Source organism: Arthrobacter sp. RAF14 (assembly GCF_052114185.1).
Taxonomy (GTDB): Bacteria; Actinomycetota; Actinomycetes; order Actinomycetales; family Micrococcaceae; genus Arthrobacter_E.
This window is the reverse complement of sequence record NZ_JBFREG010000001.1, coordinates 1275447-1297094: the sequence shown is the minus strand read 5'-3', so window position 1 is coordinate 1297094 and position 21648 is coordinate 1275447. Positions and strand designations below refer to the sequence as shown.

18 protein-coding genes are annotated in these 21648 nt (G+C 68.5%); 10 read left to right on the top strand and 8 right to left on the bottom strand.

The genetic code is table 11. The features are described from left to right. Window positions 1-72 precede the first annotated feature (72 nt). Window positions 73-1575 (bottom strand): class I adenylate-forming enzyme family protein, encoded by a 1503-nt coding sequence (locus AB4Y75_RS06105; RefSeq protein WP_441434955.1) that lies wholly within the window; start codon window positions 1573-1575, stop codon window positions 73-75. 49 nt (window positions 1576-1624) lie between these two features. On the opposite strand from AB4Y75_RS06105, the gene ypfJ reads away from it, so the two are divergent. The 3 genes from ypfJ to AB4Y75_RS06090 all read left to right on the top strand — a co-directional run bounded on the left by ypfJ (window position 1625) and on the right by AB4Y75_RS06090 (window position 4645). Next, the gene (gene ypfJ, locus AB4Y75_RS06100; RefSeq protein WP_441434954.1) at window positions 1625-2521 is read left to right on the top strand and encodes a KPN_02809 family neutral zinc metallopeptidase; all 897 of its coding nucleotides are present in this window, start codon (window positions 1625-1627) and stop codon (window positions 2519-2521) included. A 256-nt stretch (window positions 2522-2777) separates the two neighbouring features. Continuing rightward, window positions 2778-4136: a hypothetical protein gene (locus AB4Y75_RS06095; RefSeq protein ID WP_441434953.1), complete on the top strand. Its 1359-nt coding sequence runs from the start codon at window positions 2778-2780 to the stop codon at window positions 4134-4136. A gap of 98 nt (window positions 4137-4234) precedes the next feature. Then, the gene (locus AB4Y75_RS06090; protein ID WP_441434952.1) at window positions 4235-4645 is read left to right on the top strand and encodes a hypothetical protein; all 411 of its coding nucleotides are present in this window, start codon (window positions 4235-4237) and stop codon (window positions 4643-4645) included. A gap of 69 nt (window positions 4646-4714) precedes the next feature. Here AB4Y75_RS06090 and polA read toward each other — a convergent pair whose 3' ends face one another. The 5 genes from polA to AB4Y75_RS06065 form a co-directional block, all read right to left on the bottom strand. Next, entirely contained in the window at window positions 4715-7369 is a 2655-nt protein-coding gene (gene polA / locus AB4Y75_RS06085) for a DNA polymerase I (RefSeq protein WP_441435271.1), read from the bottom strand. Between the two features lie 210 nt (window positions 7370-7579). Further along, complete coding sequence (locus AB4Y75_RS06080) at window positions 7580-8122, bottom strand: dihydrofolate reductase family protein (RefSeq protein ID WP_441434951.1); 543 nt, start codon at window positions 8120-8122, stop codon at window positions 7580-7582. Window positions 8123-8171: 49 nt separating this feature from the next. After that, entirely contained in the window at window positions 8172-8393 is a 222-nt protein-coding gene (locus AB4Y75_RS06075; RefSeq protein ID WP_441434950.1) for a hypothetical protein, read from the bottom strand. Then, window positions 8390-9601 carry an anion permease gene (locus AB4Y75_RS06070; protein WP_441434949.1) on the bottom strand — a complete coding sequence of 404 codons (1212 nt, stop codon included), beginning with the start codon at window positions 9599-9601 and terminating at the stop codon, window positions 8390-8392. Before AB4Y75_RS06070 ends, AB4Y75_RS06075 begins: the two co-directional genes overlap by 4 nt. Before the next feature lie 111 nt (window positions 9602-9712). Next, window positions 9713-10459 carry a hypothetical protein gene (locus tag AB4Y75_RS06065; protein ID WP_441434948.1) on the bottom strand — a complete coding sequence of 249 codons (747 nt, stop codon included), beginning with the start codon at window positions 10457-10459 and terminating at the stop codon, window positions 9713-9715. 37 nt (window positions 10460-10496) lie between these two features. On the opposite strand from AB4Y75_RS06065, the gene AB4Y75_RS06060 reads away from it, so the two are divergent. The 4 genes from AB4Y75_RS06060 (at window position 10497) to AB4Y75_RS06045 (ending at window position 16075) form a co-directional block, all read left to right on the top strand. Beyond that, on the top strand, window positions 10497-11117 hold the full coding sequence (locus AB4Y75_RS06060; protein ID WP_441434947.1) for an L-threonylcarbamoyladenylate synthase: 621 nt from the start codon (window positions 10497-10499) through the stop codon (window positions 11115-11117). 212 nt (window positions 11118-11329) lie between these two features. Next, a complete protein-coding gene (locus tag AB4Y75_RS06055) occupies window positions 11330-12307 on the top strand; it encodes a helix-turn-helix domain-containing protein (RefSeq protein WP_441434946.1) in 978 nt (325 codons plus the stop codon). A gap of 195 nt (window positions 12308-12502) precedes the next feature. Then, window positions 12503-14521 (top strand): primary-amine oxidase, encoded by a 2019-nt coding sequence (locus tag AB4Y75_RS06050; RefSeq protein ID WP_441434945.1) that lies wholly within the window; start codon window positions 12503-12505, stop codon window positions 14519-14521. Between the two features lie 156 nt (window positions 14522-14677). Further along, window positions 14678-16075: an aldehyde dehydrogenase family protein gene (locus AB4Y75_RS06045; protein ID WP_441434944.1), complete on the top strand. Its 1398-nt coding sequence runs from the start codon at window positions 14678-14680 to the stop codon at window positions 16073-16075. Between the two features lie 73 nt (window positions 16076-16148). On the opposite strand, the gene AB4Y75_RS06040 is transcribed toward AB4Y75_RS06045, so the two are convergent. After that, the gene (locus AB4Y75_RS06040; protein WP_441434943.1) at window positions 16149-16994 is read right to left on the bottom strand and encodes a molybdenum cofactor biosynthesis F family protein; all 846 of its coding nucleotides are present in this window, start codon (window positions 16992-16994) and stop codon (window positions 16149-16151) included. Between the two features lie 271 nt (window positions 16995-17265). On the opposite strand from AB4Y75_RS06040, the gene AB4Y75_RS06035 reads away from it, so the two are divergent. The 3 genes from AB4Y75_RS06035 to AB4Y75_RS06025 are packed head-to-tail and all read left to right on the top strand — an operon-like array spanning window position 17266 to window position 20540. Then, window positions 17266-18090: an SDR family NAD(P)-dependent oxidoreductase gene (locus AB4Y75_RS06035; protein WP_441434942.1), complete on the top strand. Its 825-nt coding sequence runs from the start codon at window positions 17266-17268 to the stop codon at window positions 18088-18090. 53 nt (window positions 18091-18143) lie between these two features. Continuing rightward, a complete protein-coding gene (locus AB4Y75_RS06030) occupies window positions 18144-18971 on the top strand; it encodes an SDR family NAD(P)-dependent oxidoreductase (RefSeq protein WP_441434941.1) in 828 nt (275 codons plus the stop codon). A 54-nt stretch (window positions 18972-19025) separates the two neighbouring features. Beyond that, entirely contained in the window at window positions 19026-20540 is a 1515-nt protein-coding gene (locus AB4Y75_RS06025) for an APC family permease (protein ID WP_441434940.1), read from the top strand. A gap of 101 nt (window positions 20541-20641) precedes the next feature. Here AB4Y75_RS06025 and AB4Y75_RS06020 read toward each other — a convergent pair whose 3' ends face one another. After that, window positions 20642-21646, bottom strand: a complete 1005-nt coding sequence (locus AB4Y75_RS06020; RefSeq protein WP_278266475.1) for a sugar phosphate isomerase/epimerase family protein — start codon at window positions 21644-21646, stop codon at window positions 20642-20644. Between the last annotated feature and the right edge of the window lie 2 nt (window positions 21647-21648).

The following is a 21648-nucleotide window of genomic DNA, read 5'->3' as shown; positions in this document are numbered from 1 at the left end:
CGCGGGTTCACAGGCCACGGAGCACCGACCTCGGCGTCGGCACTCCGTGGCCTGTGCCGTGCCGGTGGCCGGTCAGGCCGGCAGGCGCGGCACCCGCGGATCGCCGTTCAGAATCCACTCGCTCAGCATCGCCCGGCTGACCTTGCCGCGGCTGGTCAGCGGGATCTCCCGCAGCTCGTGGAACGCCTCGGGCAGCATGCGGGGATCCACGAGATCAGCCAGGCCGATCCGGAGCTGCCCCTCTCCCAGACCGCGGTGCCCTGTCCGGACCGCCGCCACGAGCCTCTCGCCGCGGAGCGGATCGTCGACGCCGGTCACGAGGGCGAACTCGACGCCGGGCAGGGCGCCGACCGCCCTTTCGATCTCCTGCGGGTGGATGACGAGCCCGCCGGATTCGATCATGTCCGAGGCCCGGCCCAGGAAGTGCAGGATCCCCTCGCGGAGGAAGCCCTGGTCGTGCACCGTGGACCACTCGCCGAACCGTGTGAGGCCCTGTTCGTCCGTTCCCCAGAGATAGCCTTCGCTGACCATGGCGCTGCGCACCGCGATGGAGCCCGTGTGCCCGTCCGGAACCGGCACGCCGTCCGCATCCAGGATCGCGACTTCGACGCCGGGGAACGGACGCCCCACGCTGGTCGACGCCAGCAGATGATCGGTCAGCGGGTCCTGCGGCGACAGCCAAGACCCGCTGACAAAGCTCAGTTCCTGGGCGCCGTAGTACTCCTGGATCCGTGCGGCCGGAGCCCAGCGCCGGGCCGCCTCCAGGGTCCGGGGATCCAGTTTGGCGCCGGCCACGACGATGCTCCGCAAGGACGAGGCATCCGCGCCCGCCAGGATCCCGCGCTCGGCGAGCACTCGCAGCATCGACGGCACCAGCACCAGGCGGGTGACGCCGTCGTGCTCCACGGCGTCGTGGACCGCATCCACGTCGAACGAAGCCAGGGTGCGGAATTCCGCACCGGCGTACAGGCACTCGGACAGGGCGTACAGCCCGAGCCCGGACGACATCGGCCCCGGAGCCAGCGTGACCTCGTCCCGCGTCAGGCCGAAGAATTCCGTCGAGGAGGCGAACGAGGCCTCCCACGAGCCCCGGGTCCGGACGGTCCCCTTCGGCAAGGTCGCGGTCCCCGAGGTCAGAGCCAGGAGGAAGGGGCTGTCCGCCGGACCGTCCACCAGCTCACCGCTCCGCATGGCCTCATGGTGCACGACGACGGTCTCCCGGCTCGGCGCGCCCGGAACCACGGCGCGGCTCCGCCCGGCTCGCGGGGCCAGGGCGTGCGGCGCGCCCCAGTGGGCGGCCACCTCGGCGCGGATCCCGTCGGCGACGTCGTCCGGAAGGCCGGCGTCGAGCACCACGCAGCGCCGGGTGCCGCTCACCCCGGCCACCCACCGCAGGATGAAGCCGAGGGTGTTCTGCTCCTGAATCACGCTGTATCCACCGTCCGGGACGCCGTCCAGCAGGGTGGCGGCATCCCGCAGGAGCTCCTCCCAGCTGAGGCTTTCACGGCCGACGCGCACGGCAGGGGCTGCCGGGGATTCGTGGGCCCAGGAGCGGAGGCGGGAGAGGAAGGGCACGGCAGGATTTTACCGGGCCTGGCCTCTGACCGCGCGTTACTCTTGGGGCATGAGTTTCAATGAAGGCAGTCAGCTGGATTCCTCCCAGGTGGAGGACCGCCGTGGGATGAGCACCGGGGTGAAGGTGGGCGGCGGCATCGGCGGCGGCCTGCTGATCCTGGTGCTGGCCCTGCTGGGCTTCAACACGCAATTGCTCGGCGACCCGACCGGTGGCGGAGAGCAGCCTCCCGCGCAGAGCCAGCAGTCGGGGCAAGGAGGCGTGTCTCAGTGCCGCACGGGCGCCCAGGCCAATCAGCAGCTGGCCTGCCGGATCACCGGCACCGTGAACAGCCTGAACTCCTTCTGGCCGACCTACCTCCAGCAGTACGGCAAGCAGTACCCGCGCCCCAAGACCGTGCTGTTCTCACAGCGCACCCAGAGCGCCTGCGGCCCGGCCACCACCGAGGTGGGTCCCTTCTACTGCCCCGCGGATCGCACCGCGTACTTCGATCCCGGCTTCTTCCAGGAGCTGGTCACCCAGTTCGGTTCCTCCGGCGGGCCTCTGGCACAGGAGTACGTGGTGGCTCACGAGTTCGGTCACCACGTTCAGAACATCATCGGCACCATCGACTACGCCCAGCGGGACCCTCAGGGTCCCCAGTCCGGCGGTGTCCGCGTGGAGCTGCAGGCGGACTGCTTCGCCGGCATCTGGGCCCACTACGCGAGCACACAGCCGACGGCGGATGGAGGGCAGCCCTTCCTCAAGCCCCTGACCCAGAGTGACATCCGGGACGCACTGTCCGCCGCCTCCTCGGTGGGCGATGACCGGATTCAGAAGGCCGCCACGGGGCGCGTCAGCCCCGAATCCTGGACCCACGGCTCCAGTGCCCAGCGCCAGAAGTGGTTCCTCACGGGGTATCAGTCCGGCGACCTGAACAAGTGCGACACCTTCACCGGACGGGTATGACGGATCGCGCGCGCCGCTGAGACACAGCGGTTCCGCGCAGCGGCCCGGAGTGCCGGACCACCGGCTCTTCGACCCGGCCCGCCCGAGCCTGAGGCCGACGTGCCGAGCAGCCGACGACCAGATGGGCAGCCCTCCCCATGGACCGCCCGCCACCATGAAACTATAGTGATTGGAGAAACCCTGGACATTGCTCCGGGACGAAGATCTGCAGGGTGCCATCTCCCGGCAGTCGGCAGGCGAACACAGGGGGATGACGATGAGCGGTGGCTTCTACGGAGCCGATGTCCAGGAATTGAGGAAGCTGGCCACCAAGGTCCAGACATCGGGGAAGACACTGGAGTCGCAGGCCCGCATGCTGTCCGCGGCGGTCGGCTCCGTGTCCTGGCCAGGCCCGGACGGCAAACGTTTCCGTCAGCTCTGGGACTCGGAGCACTCACAGACCATGAGCCGGGCGGCGGGCTTTCTCGCCACGGCGGCAAAGTCCCTCCAGCGCAACGCCGATGAGCAGGAACGCAGCAGCGCCGCGTCCGGAGGTACCGGTAACGGCACACCTGCCGGGCCCTCCGGAGGCACCCAGGGCACGCCCTCGGTCAATGACCTGACCGGGAAGTCCCCTGCCGAGATCCAGACCTGGTGGAAAGGCCTGAGCGAGGCGCAGCAGCAGGACTTCATCCGGCAGCACCCTGTGGAGGCCGGAAACACGAACGGGATCCCCTTCGACGCCCGCGTCAAGGCCAATGAGATCAACGCCCAGAACCGCATCGATTGGCTGAAGAACCATGATCCCGAGCCGAAGATCAACCCGTGGCTGACCATCGGTGGAAAGCCCTACATTGATCAGGTCGCCAAAGACCACGAAGCCTGGGCACTGCGCCAGAGCGGGCTCGGCTATCTGCAGTCCGTGGTCGACGGCAAGGTCCATCTGGCCGCTTACGACCCGGCACACGACTCCATCGTGGAGATGGTTGGAAACTACAACGCGGACACCAAGCATGTGATCACCTACGTGCCCGGCACCACCACCAACGAGTCATCCTTCTACAACGGCGGGGCCCAGGACATGGCCAAGTATCTGGTCCAAACCGACTCCAGCAAGTCCACCGTGGCCTTCGTCTACAAGGGCACGGAGTTCCCCGACGGCGGCTTCGTCGAAGCCTTCCTGCAGGAGGCCAAGAGCGATGAGTTCGTCGCGAAGACGGCCCCCGTGCTGGCCGGATTCCAGAATGCCGTGGACCTCGAGAAGCCCAGCGGGGCGGAGAGCGTGGGGATCGGCCACAGCTGGGGTCTGCGCAACGTCACCGGCTCGGAACTGAATGGCGCACACTACGACAAGGTGATCGCGCTGTCGGGTGCCGCCATGCCGCCTGGCTGGTCCCGGGACCCGGATACCGAATACTCGAGCTACACCTACCCGGACGTGCTCCAGATGGCGGAGCACCTGGGTGTGGTCGGAGACAATTACCCCATGCGGGACCCCGCCTTCGACCGCCACGTCTACTCATCCCCCGGAGGAACCACCGGTTTGGACATCGTCAACGATCACAGCCTCATCGCCACGACCGGCGCAGACAATCAGACAGCGCTGCGTGACATCCAGAAGAAGATCTACGGATGACCCGGCACCACCCCGCCGGCCGCGCCCGGCCTCTCCTGCCGGGCGTCGCCCTCGCCCTCATTCTCACCGCCTGTGGAACACCTGGAGGAAAGCCGACCATGGACAAGCCGACCCTCGAAGAAGCCAAGAACACCGTGCTCTCCCTCGAACGGACGATCCTGGACTCCGTGCCCAGCGGCTCTCAGGGGACACGGTTCCTCAACGAGAAGTCCAGTCTCATGGCGTGCCAGGGCGAGCAGAAGCTCTGGTCCGGCGCTGGTGAGGTCACCCTGGTGGGCCAACCCGACAAGGCGGCGGTCCTCGCCAAGGTGAAGTCCGAGTTCGGCGGCAAGGATGGCTGGACGCTGACGGACAAGACCGACCAGGATGGGCAGTCCGCCGTGGACCTCCTGCACCGAGACGGGACCCACTTGATCGTTGGCTTCTCCTCGAACCCCGACCGGCTGCGCGTCGACGCCTTCAGCGCCTGCTTCGATTTCCCGGAGTACAAGTACGGCGAGGAGTACTGAGCGGAGAGCGACCGTACGACGACGGCGGCCGTCCCGGAAACGTCCGGGCCGGCCGCCGTCGTCATGCGATCAGTGGCCGGCGTCGTGCCAGCTGTGACCCTCGCCCACCTGGACGTCGAGGGGCACGGAGAGCTCGGCCGCGTTGCCCATCTCCCGGATGACCAGCTTCTCCACCTGCTCGCGCTCCCCTGCGGCCACTTCCAGGACGAGTTCGTCATGGACCTGAAGCAGCAGGCGGGACTTGAGGCCCTCCTCCTGGAGAGCGCGGGCGACGCCGAGCATGGCCCGCTTGATGATGTCCGCGGCGGAGCCCTGGATCGGCGAGTTGAGCGCCACGCGCTCCGCGATCTCCCGCAGGTGACGGTCGGTGCTGGTCAGGTCCGGGAGGTACCGGCGCCGGCCCTCGATGGTGGCCGTGTAGCCGTCCTGACGGGCCTGCTCGACGACACCACGCAGGTAATCACGCACGGCGCCGAAGCGGTCGAAGTAATCCTTCATGAGCGTCCGGGCCTCGTCCACCGAGATCTCCAGCTGCTTGGAGAGACCGAAGCTGGTGAGCCCGTAGGCGAGACCATAGGACATCGCCTTCACCTTGGAACGCATCGCGCTGGTGACGTCCTCCGGAGCCACCCCGAAGATGTGCGATCCGACGTACCGGTGCAGGTCCTCGCCGTCGCGGTACGCCTGGATGAGTCCGGCATCCTCCGAGAGGTGCGCCATGATGCGCATTTCGATCTGGGAGTAGTCGGCGGCCAGCAGGCATTCGTAGCCGTCCGAGACCTCGAAGAGATCACGGACCCGGCGGCCCTCCTCGCTGCGGACGGGGATGTTCTGCAGATTCGGGTTGTTACTGGAGATGCGACCCGTCGCGGCCACGTTCTGGGCGTAGGTGGTGTGGATCCGGCCGTCCTCGGCCACGGACTTGTACAGGGTCTCCACCATCTGGCGCAGCTTGGACGCCTCCCGGTGGGCCATGAGCTGGACCAGGAACTCGTGACCGGTCTTCTCCAGCAGGTTCTTCAGGCTGGCGGCATCCGTGGTGTAGCCGGACTTGATCTTCTTGGTCTTCGGCAGGCTCAGTTCCTCGAACAGCACCGTCTGCAGCTGCTTCGGCGACCCGAGATTCACCTCGTGACCGATCGCGGCGTACGCGCCCTGCTGGGCGATCTCCACCTGACGCGCCAGATCGTCGAGCTGGTGCTGCATCTTCTCCAGGGAGACCGAGATCCCCGCGATCTCCATGTCCGCCAGGACACGGGCCACGGGAAGTTCCAGGGTGAGCAGCAACTGGTCCGCCTGGCGCTCCACGAGCAGCGGGGCGAGGTGGTCACTCAGGGCGCGCACCGCGGCGGCCTGGCGCACCAAGGCCTCGGCGCGCGCCTGAGCCGCCGTGCCGTCGACGTCGAGCCCGAGATCCAGCTGCCCGGCAGGGACCGCCGGCGCCGTCTCCAGGGTGACCTTGAGGTGGTGCTGCACCAGTTCGGCCAGTTCGTAGTTGCGGCGGTCCGGCTGGATCAGGTACCCGGAGATGGACGTGTCATCCACGACGCCTTCCAGCGTCAGGCCGCGGGCGTGGAGGGCCTTGAAGGCCTCCTTGTACTCGTGGATGGCCTTCTCCTGGCCGCTGTCCGCGAGCCAGCCGGCCAGAACGCCCTCGGTCTCGGCATCCAGCTCGGTCAGGTCCAGGTACCGGGCGGATTCGCCGCGCAGGATGGCGACGGCGCTGGCCTCCTGGCCGATCCCGCCAGCCACCGAAGCGACCGCCAGAGCGGCCGGGACACCGCCGCTGTCGCCGGCCAGGAAGGTGCGCAGCGACTCGGCGTCGGCGCCGATCTCGAACGGCGGCAGCTCGATGCCTTCGTGCTGCACGCCCTCGGTGTCTTCGCCGTACAGGGCGAACAGACGGGTCCTGAGCGTCCTGAACTCCAGGGCGTCGAACAGTTCCTCCACGGCGTCCTGATCCGGGCGCGGTGCGGCCAGCTCGTCCAGCGCGACACCCAGGTCCAGATCGGTCAGGAGGCGGTTGAGCCGGCGGTTGCGCTTGACGTCCTCGAGGTGCGCGCGGAGGGAGTCCCCCACCTTGCCGCCGATGCTGTCGATGTTCTCCAGGATGCCCGGCAGCCCGCCGTACAGATTGATCCACTTGGCCGCGGTCTTGGGACCCACGCCCGGGACACCCGGCAGGTTGTCCGCCGTCTCGCCCACGAGTGCGGCGAGGTCGGAGTACTGGTCCGGGCCGACGAAGTACTTCTCCCGGACGGCCTCGGCGTCCATGCGCGGGATGTCCGAGACGCCCTTCTTCGGGTACAGGACGAAGACGTTGTCCGTGATCAGCTGGAAGGCGTCGCGGTCACCGGAGACCAGGAGGACCTCCCAGCCCGCCTCCTCGCCCCGCGCGGCGAGGGTGGCCAGGATGTCGTCGGCCTCGTAGCCGGGCATGCGCAGGGTCTTGATGCCCCAGGCGCCCATGACCTGGTCGATGAGGTCGATCTGCCCGCGGAACTCCTCCGGGGTGGCATTCCGGCCGCCCTTGTACCCGTCGTATTCCTTCTTGCGGAAGGTGGTGTCATCCGAGACGTCGAACGCCACGGCGACGTGAGTGGGCTGCTGGTCCTTGATCAGATTGATCAGCATGGACGTGAACCCGTGCACCGCGTTGGTGTGCTGGCCCGTGGAGGTGGCGAAGTTGTCCGCCGGAAGGGCGAAGAACGCCCGGAACGCCATGGAATGCCCGTCCAGCACCAGAAGCCGGTTCCGGGTGCCCGGGGAGGCCTGGTCCGCCGTGGCCGGAGCCGTGGACTCAGGGGTCTCCGCCGGACCGGTGGACGTGGTTGCTGCTGCCGCGCTCTTGGCTGTTTCACTCACCCTGCCAGCGTAGTGGCACGCCCGGACATTTTCACCCGGCCACGGCCGGGATCGCGGCCGTGGGGTGGCTCAGGAGGCGGGCTTGAGGGCGTACCGGAGTTCCAGGACGTTGCCCACGGCGGCACTCTCCAGCAGTTCGAGCTGCCGCACCCCGCCGGTGAGCGGCAGGATGCGTTTCCCGGACCCGAGGACGACCGGCATGACCGTGAGGATCAGCTCATCCAGATGCCCGGTTGCGGCGAACTGGGCGGCCAGCTCACCGCCACCCATGACCCACACGTCCTTGTCCCCGGCGTCGCGCAGGAAATCCGGCACGAACTCCGTCACGGGTCCGCGCACCAGGGTCACGTCGCCGCCCGGGTACACGGGCATCTCGTGATGGGTGAAGACCCAGACCGGGGTGCCGCTGTAGGGCCACTCGCCGTCGAAGTGATCCAGGATCCACTGGTAGGTGGTCCCGCCCATGACCAAGCAGCCGACGCCGGCGTAGAACTCCTCGATCCGGCCTTCGGAGCCGGTCTCCTTCGCATTCAGGAGCCAGTCGAGTGAGTCGTCGTCCGTGGCGATGAAGCCGTCCAGGGACACCGCCGTGAAGTACTGGAATTTCCCCATGACCCTCATGCTAGCCCGCGGGCGCCGGAGCCGGGATCCCCCGGAAGACCTACTTGCTGAAGTACGGGACGATCAGGTAGATGCCGAACAGCACCGCGATCCCGCAGGCGCCGAAACAGAGGTAGGCGAGTGACCGCGCCAGGCGAGGCGACTTCTGCTCGGCGTCGGCCGCGATGGCGGTCAGGCGCACGCCCAGGGAGTACAGCACCACCAGGATGACGGCGGAGACGAGCGTCGCGCCCGCGACCTGCAGCAGTTCCAACCACTTCATTCCTGGACCTCGCTGTTCGTCGCCTTGCCGGACTTGGCGGACTTCTTCTTTTTCTGGAAACGGACCGCCGTGCCGGCCTCTTCGACCTCGACGGCGTTGGCGTGACTCACGTGCGACTTGCGGGAGTACACGAACATGGCCACGATGGTCCCGATGCCGACGGCGATCGCGATGGCCGTGCCGACCGGGCCGGTGCCGACCAGCAGAGCCGTCAGCGCACCGACGATCGCAGCCGCCGGAAGGGTGAAGAGCCAGCCCGTGGCGATCTTGCCGACCATGCCCCAGCGTACGGTCGTGCCCTTACGGCCCAGACCGGAGCCGATGACGGAGCCCGACGCCACCTGGGTGGTGGAGAGCGCGAAACCGAGATGGGAGGAGGCCAGGATGGCGGCCGCCGTGCTGGTCTCCGCGGAGAAGCCCTGGGCGGGTTTGACCTCGGTCAGACCGGAGCCCATGGTCCGGATGATGCGCCAGCCGCCGGAGTAGGTGCCGATGGCGATGGCGAGGGCACACGCCGCGATGACCCAGAACTCCGGCCCCGAGCCCGCGGGCTGCGTCCCGCTGGCGATCAGCACGAGTGTGATGATGCCCATGGTCTTCTGAGCGTCATTGGTGCCGTGGGCCAGGGCGACCAGGCTGGACGTGAAGATCTGGCCCGTGCGGAAGCCGCCGCGCTTCTGGGTGAGCTTGTCGCCCGTCTCGGGGTCGTGCCGCGAGGTCAGCGCATAGGCCAGACGGGTGCAGATGTAGGCGACGCCGCCGGCGATGACTGGCGCGAAGACCGCCGGCAGGATGACCTTCAGCATCACCGAGTCGAAGTTGACCGAGTAGACGCCGATGCCCACGACCGCGGCGCCGATGAGGCCACCGAACAGCGCGTGCGAGGAACTGGACGGCAGGCCCTTGAGCCAGGTGAACATGTTCCAGAGGATGGCGCCCATCAGGCCCGCGAAGATGATCTCCGGGGTGATGTGGACGCCATCGGAGCCCTCCCGGATGATCCCGCCCGAGACGGTCTTGGCGACCTCGGTGGAGAGGAACGCGCCCACCAGGTTCAGCGCCGCAGCGAGAGCGACCGCCGTCTTGGGTTTGATGGCGCCGGTGGCGATGGGGGTCGCCATGGCGTTCGCCGTGTCGTGGAAACCATTTGTGAAATCGAAGAACAGAGCCAGCACAATGACCAGCGCTGCCATGAAGGTGACGTCCACCCGGGCCCAATCTGTATGTCGTGAGTCAGCCGCAGCGCGCAGGGACGCCACATCGCTATGTTAAGGGCAGTTGACGGAAGCATGAAAATCCGATGAACGGCCCGTGAGTGCTCAGGCCTGGAGTTCCTCCGGGGACAGCCGGAGCGAGGGGTCCAGTGCCGCCGCGATCTGGCGCTCCAGGGCCGAGAATGCGGTCTGCGGGACGGCGATGAGACCGTCGAGTTCCTTGCGCACCCGCCGGTAGGCGGCCTGGCGTTCGGGCGCCGTCGAGCCGGGATCGACGGCGATGTTGAGCAGCTGCCGCGCCCGGGAGAGGCGCTCACGCTCCTCGGCGGAGAACGCCGAGTCCTTGAGGCGCTGGGCATTGCGCTCGGCGACGTCGAACGCATGCCCGTAGGCGAGCACCGCGTCACGGTACGCCTGGAGATCCTCACGGCTCAGCTCCTCCTGACCCACGGGCCGCAGGGAGTCCGCGAGGCGCTTGGCCTTCAGGTATTCCACGGTCAGGGGCTCGCGGACATCGCTCATCCCGGGGAAGTCGATCATCCGGGCCACGTCCAGCTCGTATTCGAGCCAGCGGGCGTTGACCGCGTCATGGTCGGCGAGGAGCCGGGCGATGTCCTGGGCCTGGGTCGCAGCGGGTCGAGCGTCCTCCTGCGGTTCCCCGACGGGCTGCTCCTGAGCGCCGTCGCTGCGGGACTCCGGAGGAAGACCGGCTCTGAGACGCTCGAGTTCCATCTGACGTCGATGACGGATCTCGCCCGCTTGGGAGAAGCGGCGCCACCACCCGGCGCCGACCGCGCTGAGCGGAAAGATCAGCCACCAGAACGCGGCAAGGAACCCCCAGATCGAATCCATCCTCACACGCTACCGGAGCAGAAGTATGCTCAGAAGCATGGCCCGCTATTTCGACATCCATCCCCTGGACCCTCAGCCCCGCCTCGTGCAGCAAGTGGTGCAGATCATCCGCGACGGTGGCCTGGTGGCCTACCCGACCGACTCCTGTTACGCCCTGGGCGCGGCCCTCGGCAATCAGGAGGCGCTCAACCGCATCCGCCAGATCCGGCACCTGGACGACAAGCACCACTTCACCCTGGTGTGCAGCAGCTTCGCCCAGATGGGGCAGCTCGTGAACATCGGCAACGACGCGTTCCGGGACATCAAGGCGGTGACTCCGGGCAGCTACACGTTCATCCTTCCGGCCACCAAGGAGGTCCCGCGCCGCCTTCTCCAGCCGAAGAAGAAGACGGTGGGCGTGCGCATCCCGGACCACCGCGTGACCCAGGCGATTCTGGAGGAGCTCGGGGAACCGCTCCTCTCCTCGACGCTTCTCCTGCCCGGCCAGGAGACCCCCATGGTGGAGGGCTGGGAGATCAAAGAGGAACTGGACAACCAGGTGGACGCCGTGATCGACGCCGGCGAGTGCGGCGCGGAACCCACCACGGTGATCGACTACTCGAGCGGATACCCGGAGATCGCCCGCTACGGCATGGGCGATCCCGCGCGCTTCGAATAGCCCGCGGCCGTCCTTCTCCCTCCCGCGAGGGAACAGTTGATGCCCCGACACGGCGTGTTTCGGGGCATCAACTGTTCCCTCGCGGGGAGGGCGTGGCGTTCACACTCGGCGCCACCGAGCCGCAGGGCTTCTCATCACCACCCCAGATCATATACAATCCTGGGCAACCGAACTGAGACCTCCATCACACGATGGACGCCTCTGATCAACGGATGGGAATCACGATGCATGCTCCCGTACACGGCGCCTCTGGGCAGCCCGTCAGCTTCCAGCGCAGCCACGACTTCGAAGCCTTCCGAGAGAGTGTCTCCTCCTCCTTCGTCCCCTTGAAGGTCTCCGGCCCGGAGCACGGGGTGTTCTTCAGCAGCATCCGCTCCGCTTCCGCGCTGGACTTCCACCTGACCGAGCTCACGGCGGGCGGTCATCAGGTGGAAAGGACCCCTGAACTGATCCGGCAGGGCGGCGAGGACTACTACAAGGTCAGCCTCGTGCTGGCGGGGTCGAGCCTCCTGATCCAGGACTCGCGCGAAGTGTTCCTCCAGCCCGGGGATCTCGCCGTGTACGACACCTCCCGGCCGTACTCCGTGATCTCCGAAGAGCAGACCCGCGTCCTCGTGGCCATGTTCCCGAAGTCCACCTTCGAGCTCCCCGAGTCCCAGATCCACCAGATCTCCGCCGTCAATCTCGCCGCTCCAGGGCAGCTCGGCAGCCTCGCAGCCGCGCTGCTGGCCAAGGTGTCCACGAGTCTCGACCAGCTGTCGGGCCCCTTCGGCGTACGGATCGCCAACTCCTGTCTGGACGTCCTGGCCACCGCGTTCGCCGGATCGCTGGGGGCCCAGCGTCCCGTCGTCGACCCGCGGGAGAAGCTGCTGGCCGACATCCACGCCTACATCGAGCGCAACCTCGCCTCGCCGGACCTGACCCCGGGCGCCATCGCGGCGGCCCACTACATCTCCACCCGGCATCTGCACGGGCTCTTCCACTCCCAGGGCGTCACGGTGTCCGCCTGGATCCGCCAGCAGCGCCTCGCCCGCTGCCAGCGCGAACTCTCCGACCCCTTCCTCGTGTACCGCTCGGTGGCGTCCATCGCGGCGTCGTGGGGCTTCCCCGACCCGGCCCACTTCAGCCGCACTTTCAAGTCGACCTTCGGCGAAAGTCCGCGCGACTTCCGGATGCGCTTCGCCGCCTGACCGCCGGACGACGGCGGATGCGCCGCCGACCTCGTGCACCGCGGCATCGGCCGGGAGAGCACTGTGTTGGCCGGGAGAGCACAGCCCTTGACCATGCCTGAAGCCTTCCCTCCCCCACCGGGCCGGAACGCCTAGCGTGGGAGGGACAGTGGGCGCCGGCCGGACCGGCGCCCGGCATCGCGGAAGGACCATTTGATGGCGCACGGGCACACGGACACGACTCTTCACACCCACGGGGAACGGACCACGGAGCCACGCGAAGTGGCGCATCCCCTGGACCCGCTCACGGCGGCGGAGATCGCACAGACCCGGGCGGTTCTGGAGGGCGCCGGACTCCTGGCGTCCACCGTCCGCGTGCCGCAGCTCCTGCCACTGGCTCCCGATCCCGCGTGGCTCGACACATGGCAGGCAGGCTCACCCCTGGAGCGCCGCGTCGAGATCGTGCTCCTGGATGTCGCCACGGGCGAGGCCACGCGCGCCGTGGTGCTCCTCGGCGAACCGGGATCGGACGAACCCGGGAGCGTGGAGTCGGTCCGCACCATCGACACGGACACCGAGGGCCAGCCGCAGTACCTCTTCGAGGAGTACGAGCGGGTCGAACGGATCGTGAAGGATGATCCGTCCTGGCAGGTCGCCATGGAACGCCGCGGACTCGGGGACCGCCGGGAGCTCGCCTTCTGCGCCCCGCTGGCCCCGGGGCACTTCGGCCGCGAGGACGAACGGGGCACGCGTGTCATCCGGTCCCTCACCTTCCTCCGGGACCACGAGGGCGACAGCCCCTGGGCTCACCCTGTCGAGGGACTGGTGGTGCACATCGACCTCACCCGCGAGCGCGTCATCCGCGTGGACGACGAAGGGGACGTGCCCGTGCCTGAGGCTTCGGGCGACTACTCGCTCTCCGCCTGGGGTCCGGCCCGCGAGAGCCTCAAACCGATCGAGATCACGCAGCCGGAGGGCCCGAGCTTCCGGGTGGAGGGCTCGAAGGTCACGTGGGAGAACTGGTCCTTCCGGGTGGGATTCAATGCCCGGGAGGGGCTGGTCCTCAACGCCCTGGATTTCCGGGATGGGCAGCGGGAGCGAAGCGTCCTGCGCCGGGCCAGCGTCCCCGAAATGGTGGTCCCCTACGGTGACACGGCGGTCGGGCGCTACTGGATCAGCTATTTCGACGCCGGCGAGTACCTCCTGGGGAAGAACGCCAATGCGCTCACCCTCGGCTGCGACTGTCTCGGGGTGATCCACTACTTCGATCAGTTCGTGGCGGACGATCACGGGCATCCCGTGAAGATCCCGCACGCGGTCTGCATGCACGAGGAGGACTACGGGATCCTCTGGAAGCACACGGACACCGAGGGCAACACGGAGGTCCGCCGCTCCCGGCGCCTGGTCATCTCCTACTTCTCCACCATCGGCAACTACGACTACGGCTTCTTCTGGTACCTGTACCTCGACGGGACGGTCCAGCTGGAGGCGAAGGCCACCGGAATCGTCTTCGCCGGTGCCGGACATCCTGGCGCCGAGAACCCGCACGCCCCCGAGGTGGCCCCGGGTGTCTTCGCCCCGGTGCATCAGCACCTCTTCTGCGCCCGCCTGGAGACTGCTGTGGACAGCCCGGAGAACTCGCTCTACGAGGTCGAGGTGCGGGGCGTCCCCACCGGCCCGTCCAACCCCTACGGCAACGCCTTCACGTGGGACGAACGACTCCTTCCCACGGAGTCCGCCGCACGGCGGAAGGCGGACCCCTCGGTGGGGCGCGTCTGGGAGGTCCGGAGCGGCTCCGCCACGAACGCCGTGGGCCGTCCCACCGCGTACCGGCTCCACCCGCACACGGGGCCTGTCCTCATGGCCCAGCCGGAGTCGACGGTCTTCCAGCGCGCGACCTTCGCCACGGAACACCTGTGGGCGACGCCGCTCCGGAGCGATGAGCGCTTCCCGGCGGGCGACTTCCCGAACGCCAACCCCGGCGGAGCGGGTCTCCCGGCCTGGACGGCGGCCGACCGCCCCCTGGAGGACGAACGTCTGATCCTCTGGCACGTCTTCGGCCCCACCCACGTCCCGCGCACCGAGGACTGGCCGATCATGCCCGTGGACTACTCGGGCTTCAGCCTCAAGCCGCACGGTTTCCTGGACCGGAACCCCGCCCTCGATCTCGCGGACGGTGCGAAGAGCGCCGGCGCCGGATGCTGCGGTGGAGAGCAGGCCTGCACCTGCCACTGAGCATGGCGCGCGACGACGGCGGCGGCCCGGCCGCCGTCGTCGTCATCCGTCCGGTGATCATGCGCTGCCGGACAAGGCGCGCACGCTGGGAGCCGATGACCGGCAGGTCCCCCGGACCTACCGTGAAGTAAGCACCGTCCATCAGGAGGAGGAACCATGGAACAGTACGACGAACTGCTGAACGCCGTTCAGGCCGGTGACGGCGGTCGGGAGATCCGCGACGTCGCCACAGGAGAGGTCATCGGCCGTGCGCCCGTGGAGGGCGTGGAGGACCTCGGGGCCGCGATCGCCCGGGCGACGGCGGCGCAGCCGGCCTGGGACGCACTCGGCCACGAGGAGCGGAGCCGGCTGCTCCACGCTGCCGCGGACGCGGTCGAAGCCCACAGCGAAGCACTGGCCCGCCTCCTGTCCCGCGAACAGGGCAAGCCGCTGGACGGTCCGAACGCCCGCTTCGAGGTGGGCGCCTGTTCCGCCTGGCTGCGTGCTGCGGCGGACACGGTGCTGGACCCGCAGGTTCTGGTGGACGACGAGAGCGGCCGGGCGGAGCTGCACTATCGCGCGCTCGGGCTCGTCGCGGCGATCGGTCCGTGGAACTGGCCCCTCATGATCGCGGTCTGGCAGTTCGCCCCGGCGCTGCGCATGGGCAATGCGGTGATCGTCAAGCCGTCCGAGTACACGCCGCTGAGTGTCCTGGCGCTCGTGCACGTGGTGAACTCCGTGCTTCCCGCGGGCGTTCTGGAAGTGATCAGCGGCGACCGTGAGGTCAGCGCCGCCCTCGCGGAACACCCCGCCATCAGCAAGGTCATGTTCACTGGTTCCACCAAGACCGGCAGCTCGATCATCCGCAGCTCGGCGGACACCATCAAGCGCCTGACCCTGGAGCTCGGCGGGAACGACGCCGGGATCGTCCTGGACGACGTGGATCCGGCCGCCATCGCGGAGGACCTCTTCTGGGGCGCCTTCATCAACACCGGACAGACCTGCGCGGCCCTCAAGCGGCTCTACGTCCACTCCTCCGTCCACGACGCGGTGGTCCGCGAGCTGGCCGCCGTCGCCGCACGCACGCCGATGGGCCCCGGGCTGGAGGAGGGCAATCTGCTCGGCCCGGTGCAGAACGAGGCGCAGTTCCGGATCGTCCAGCGGCTGGTCGAATCCGCGAAGGCCTCCGGGGCGACCCTCGCCACCGGCGGGACTCCCCTGGGCGGGACGTTCTTTCCCATCACGATCGTCACCGACATCGCCGACGACGCCGATCTGGTCCAGGAGGAACAGTTCGGCCCCGCGCTCCCGGTGATCCGCTTCGACGACGTCGAGGACGCCATCGCGATGGCGAACGCCGCGTCCGTGGGACTCGGGGCATCCGTGTGGTCCTCCGACCGGGAGCGTGCGCTGGGGCTGGCGACGAGGCTCCAGGCCGGCACGGTCTGGGTCAACGGCCACGGCGGCCTGCACCCGATGGTGCCCTTCGGCGGGGTGAAGCAGTCCGGCTACGGCCTGGAGTTCGGCGTCGAGGGTCTCAAGGCCGTCGCCGCGAGCCAGGTCATCCGAAGCTGATACCCGGCGCCGGATCATCCCGACCACGTGAAAGCCCCCGGGAGGGATCCTCCCGGGGGCCTTCACATGCCGCTCAGACGAATTCGAGGTTCTCCGGGTGGACCGTCATGGACACCAGGCGGCCGTGGGCGCCGAAGGTGAAGTGGGTGGGGACCTCACCGGTCTCGTCAAGGCCGAAGAGCACGCCGTGTGAGCGGATGGCGGAGGCGTCCCGGTGGTCGGCGATCGTCACCGAGGCGCAGGGGATGACCTTCTCCCGCCATGCGAAGACGTAGATGCCGGGCCGCACCTCCCAGACGGAGTTCTCGTCCGTGTCAGCCAGGCCCTTCTCGGGTCCGGCCAGGCACTGCCAGGTGTACCACTGCTCGGAGAGGTAGATGTGCTCGTAGGCGTGCTCGGGGCTGTAGTCCCACACGACACGGCGGCCGATCAGGGACGACGTCGGGGCGGGCGCCGCGCCGCTCACCTCGGCGCCCGCGATCACCGCGGGGCCGAAGTCGTGCCGCACGCGGGTGGCACCAGCCGGACGGTCCTCGTCCAGGATGGTGCTGAGCACGCTCAGCGCGCGCCCATCGCGCAGATCCAGCACCAGCGACACGGCCTGATCCGGACGGAAGCGGTGGTGGAACTGGACGAAGTAGAGGCCGTCGTCCACGAGGAAGGCCTCGTAGGCGTCCTTGCCCTGATGAGCTTCCAAGGAGTCCCCCGGGCCGGGCTGGTAATCCCAGGACACCTCGCTGTCGGTGAACTCATGGGTGACGCTCGTCCCGCGCTCGTCGGTCACCACGATCACCTGGCCGGCCAGCCCGGCGTCATGCGGGGCCTTGTTGGCGTCGAACCCCGGGGCGAGACCGTCCAGGGGAAGCCAGGTCGAGGTGTCGGAGAGCGAGGCGCCCGGAATCGTGCCGTGTTCCGTCATGATGCTCCTTCGAAACTGCCGTGCTGAAAACAGCGTGTCCACGCCCGGCGGGCTGCCGGGCCTGCCTTCAGTCTGCTCCCGTGGCCCGCGCATTCCCATGGGTGTCCGCGCCCTGCACTTGCCCAGGGGTGAAGAGCCTCACGTCCACTTGCCCGGGCGGGCATGGCAGTAGCCGTTCAGCGCAGGCCCTGACGCCACCACCGCGAGAAGAGTTCAGGATGAGAGCCATGAACTCGATCACTGACCTCTCCGCGGACTCCTCGTCGGCGGCATGCGCGTGAACACCGGGCTGAGCGGCCGGTTCGCAGTGGTGACCGGCGCGGCGAGCGGCATCGGCCGCGCGGTGTGCGCTGCGCTCCTGGCCGAGGGCTGCCCGGTGGCCGGGCTGGACCGCGACCTGGCTGCCCTGGACCGCGCCGCTCGGGAGTTCGCCACACTGCCGCTGTCATCCGACGGGTCGCGCCTTCCGGCGTCCGACGACGGCGATCCCGCTCCCGCTGCCCGTTTCGTGCCGCTGTGCCTCGATCTCTGCGACGAGAACGCGGTCGAGGCGGCGTTCGCTTCCCTGGACGAACGTTTCGGCTCGCTGGATCTCCTGGTCTCGTGCGCCGGAGTCTCCGGCCCCATCGGCACGCCCCTGGAAGACACGGATCTGCGGGAGTGGCGGATGGTGCTCGACGTCAACCTCCTGGCCCCGTTCCTGGTGCTCAAGCACGCCCTCCCACTGCTACGCGAGGGGCGGCAGCCCGCCGTCGTGCTCCTGGCGAGTGATTCGGCCGTCGTGGCGGCGCCCGGCATGGCCCCCTACTGTGCGTCCAAGGCCGGGCTGGTGCAGCTGGGGCGAGCAGTGGCGGTCGAGTGGGCCGGGCATGGCATCCGGGTCAATTCCCTCTGCCCCTCCGTGGTGGACACCCCCATGAGCCGGACCGATCTGGAGAAACCCGGCGGCTTCGCGGACGCCGGGTTCCCGGTGCAGAGCCCCGAGCAGGTGGCGCAGCAGGTGCTGTTCCTCCTGTCTCCGCGGTCGAGTCCCGTCAACGGGACCTCTCTGCTCAGCGACTTCGCCTACAGCGCCCGCAGCGCCTTCCCGGCCTGACGTGGCCTTTCCCACCTGACTTTTTTGGAGGACACCATGCTTTGGAGGACACCATGACCGCTGCTCCTGAAACGAACACCGAACCCGGGGCCTCGTCGCAGGTCGTCCTGATCACGGGCGGAGGCACCGGCATCGGCGCCGCGATCGCCCGAGCCTTCGCAGCGGCGGGCGCGACCGTGATCGTGGCGGGCCGCAGGGCGGAGCCTTTGCAGGCGATCGCCGCTGAGGTCAACGGCACGGCGCTCGTTCTGGACGCCTCCGACGCGGAGTCCGCGCAGGACGGCGTCGCCGAGATCGTCCGTCGGCACGGACGGCTGGACGTCCTGGTCGCGAACGCGGGAGGCCACGGCTTCTCCTCCGCCCTCGACACCGACGACGCCGCCTGGGACGCCGCCCTGCGCGCCAATCTGAGCACCGCCTTCGTCACGGCCCGCGCCTGCCTCCCTGAACTCATCCGCAGCTCGGGCCGGATCGTGGTGATGTCCTCCCTCGCCGGGCTCTTCGCCGGCCCCTCGGTGGTCGGCTACACCACCGGAAAGCACGCCCTGATCGGCCTGACCCGCAGCCTCGCCCGCGACTACGGTCCGCACGGCGTGAGGGTCAACGCCATCTGCCCCGGCTGGGTGCGGACCCCCATGGCCGACGCCGAGATGGACGATTTCGCGGCACAGGCGGGCATCGCCTCCCGGGAGGACGCGTACCGGACCGTGACCCGCAACGTCCCCCTCGGCCGTCCCGCAGAACCCGAGGAGATCGCCTCGATCGCGCTGTTCCTCGGCTCCTCCGCCTCCTCATACATCACCGGCGCCGTGCTCGTGGCCGACGGTGGCGCGCACGTGGTGGACGTGCCCACGATCGCTTTCGCCGACGCCGGCCTCTGACCGGCCGCTCGCCCCCATCCCCTCGCATCCGCCTCACCGTCAAGGAGACACAGCGTGGAAAAACTCTCAGCATCAACAGGGTCAGCGTCAACAAGCCCGGCATCGACAGGCCCGGGCTCCGGTCTCAGACGAGGAACCCTCGGCACACCCGGTGTCGTGTTCCTCGTGCTCGCCGCCGTCGCCCCGCTCACCGGCACGGTGGTGGTGGCCTCGCTCGCGATCGCCCTCGGCAACGGCGGAGGAACACCCTTCGCGTTCCTCGTGATCGCCGCCCTCTTCCTGATCTTCGCGGTCGGCTACGCCCAGATGTCCCGCGTCCTGGTCAACGCCGGAGGCTTCTACGCCTTCGTGCTCAACGGCCTCGGGCGGACCGGCGGTCTCGTGGCGGGACTCATCGCGACCCTCGGCTACAACTTTTTCGTGGTCGGCACCATCGGGACCAGCGGCTTCTTCATGCAGACGATCATCGCCCAACTCACCGGCCTCGACGTGCACTGGTACGTGTGGGGTCTGCTGTCCATCGTGGCGTCCTTCCTGCTGGCCCGCCGCGGCATCGACATCAGCTCCGCGGTGCTCGGCATCGCCCTGGTGCTGGAGACCCTGGTGCTCGTGGTGTTCGATGTCTCCGTCCTGGTCCGCACCGGCTTCAGCGTGGAGGCCTTCTCCCCGGATGCGATCTTCTCCGGTTCGCTGCCCATCGGCCTCCTGCTCGCGGCGACGGCGTTCCTCGGCTTCGAAGCCACCAGCCTCTTCGGCGAGGAGGCCAAGAATCCCTCCCGCACGGTACCCCGCGCCACCTACATCGCCGTGAGCATCATCGGCGTGGTCTTCGCCCTGACCAGCTGGGCCGTGGTGAGCGCCACGGGCGTCGCACAGGCTCAGAGCGCCTCGCAGGAGCACCTCGAATCCGGCGATCTGCTCTTCAGCCTGGCCGGCCAGTACCTCGGCGATCCGCTCGTGAAGGTCATGATGGTCCTCCTGCTCGTGAGCCTCTTCGCGGCGATGCTGGCCTTCCACAATTCGGCGGCCCGCTATCTCTACGCGCTGGGCCGCGCCCGGGTGTTCCCTTACGCCCTGGCCCGGACCAACGCGGGAGGGTCCCCGGTGGTGGCGTGCGTGGTGCAGGCGGTGTTCGCCGTCGTCGTGGCGGGGGCGTTCGCGCTCGCCGGCCTCGACCCGATCACCTCACTGGTGCCGAGCATGATCGGTTTCGGCACGCTGTGCATCATGGTGCTCCAGGTGCTCGCGGCCCTCGCGATCATCGTCCACTTCCGAAGGCAGCGGGACCCGCGGATCGGCCGCACACTCGTGGCTCCGCTCATCGCCATGCTGGGTCTGGGAACGATCGTGGTCCTGGCGATCATCAACTTCGACATCGTGGCCGGCTCGGACGCTCTGGCCGTGCGGCTTCTACCGCTCCTGCTGGTGGTGGCCGTCATCGTCGGGCTGATCCTCGGGCCGTACCTGAAGCGCAAGCGGCCTCAGGTGTACGCGGCGCTGGCGGAGGACATGGACAAGGCGGGGCTCGACGACGCGGAACCCGAACCACTCCCCTCACCCGCCGCGTAACCACGCAACCGCGCGACCACACGAGAGAGCAGCTGATGCCCGGATACACGCCGTATCCGGGCATCAGCTGCTCCCTCGCGGTGGACGGGAGGTGAGCGCCGTCAGTTCTGGTTGCTGAACGCCGCGTCGAAGGACTGCGAGCTGGGCTCGAAATCGAAGCGCTTCAGGGCGGCCAGCGCCTCCGGAGCCCCCTGGAGCCGGTCCATGCCGGCATCCTCCCATTCGACGGAGATGGGGCCGTCGTAGCCGATGGCCGTCAGGGCGCGGAAGGAGTCCTCCCACGGCACGTCGCCACGGCCCGCCGAGACGAAGTCCCAGCCGCGGTGCGGATCACCCCAGGCCAGATGCGAGGACAGGATCCCGGCCCGGCCATTGCCCATCCGCATCCGGGTGTCCTTGCAGTCCACGTGGTAGATGCGGTCCGCGAAGTCGGTGATGAAGGAGACGGGGTCGATGCCCTGCCACATCATGTGGGACGGGTCCCAGTTCAGCCCGAAGGCCTCACGGTGCCCGATCGCCTCGAGCGCGCGCTGTGTGGACCAGTAGTCGTACGCGATCTCGCTCGGGTGGACCTCATGGGCGAACCGCACGCCGCACTCGTCGAACACGTCGAGGATCGGGTTCCAGCGGTCCGCGAAATCCTGGTAGCCGGCGTCGATGACCTCGGCCGGGACCGGCGGGAACATCGCCACGTACTGCCAGATCTTCGATCCGGTGAAACCCACCACGGTCTTCACACCGAGCTTCTTCGCCAGCCTCGCGGTGTTCTTCAGCTCCTCCGCGGCGCGCTGCCGCACGCCTTCGGGGTCGCCGTCGCCCCACACCGCGCTGCCCACGATCGCCTGGTGCCGGAAGTCGATCGGGTCGTCGCAGACCGCCTGACCCTTGAGGTGGTTGGAGATGGCCCACAGTTTCAGGCCGTGCTTCTCCAGGATGCCGAGCCGCTCGGCGATGTACTCGTCATCGTCCCAGCGGGCGGCGTCGAGGTGCTCGCCGGACACGGCGATCTCCAGGCCGTCGTAGCCCCAGCCGGCGGCCAGGCCGGCCACCTCGTCCAGGGTCAGGTCGGCCCATTGTCCGGTGAAGAGGGTGAAAGGTCGTGCCATGC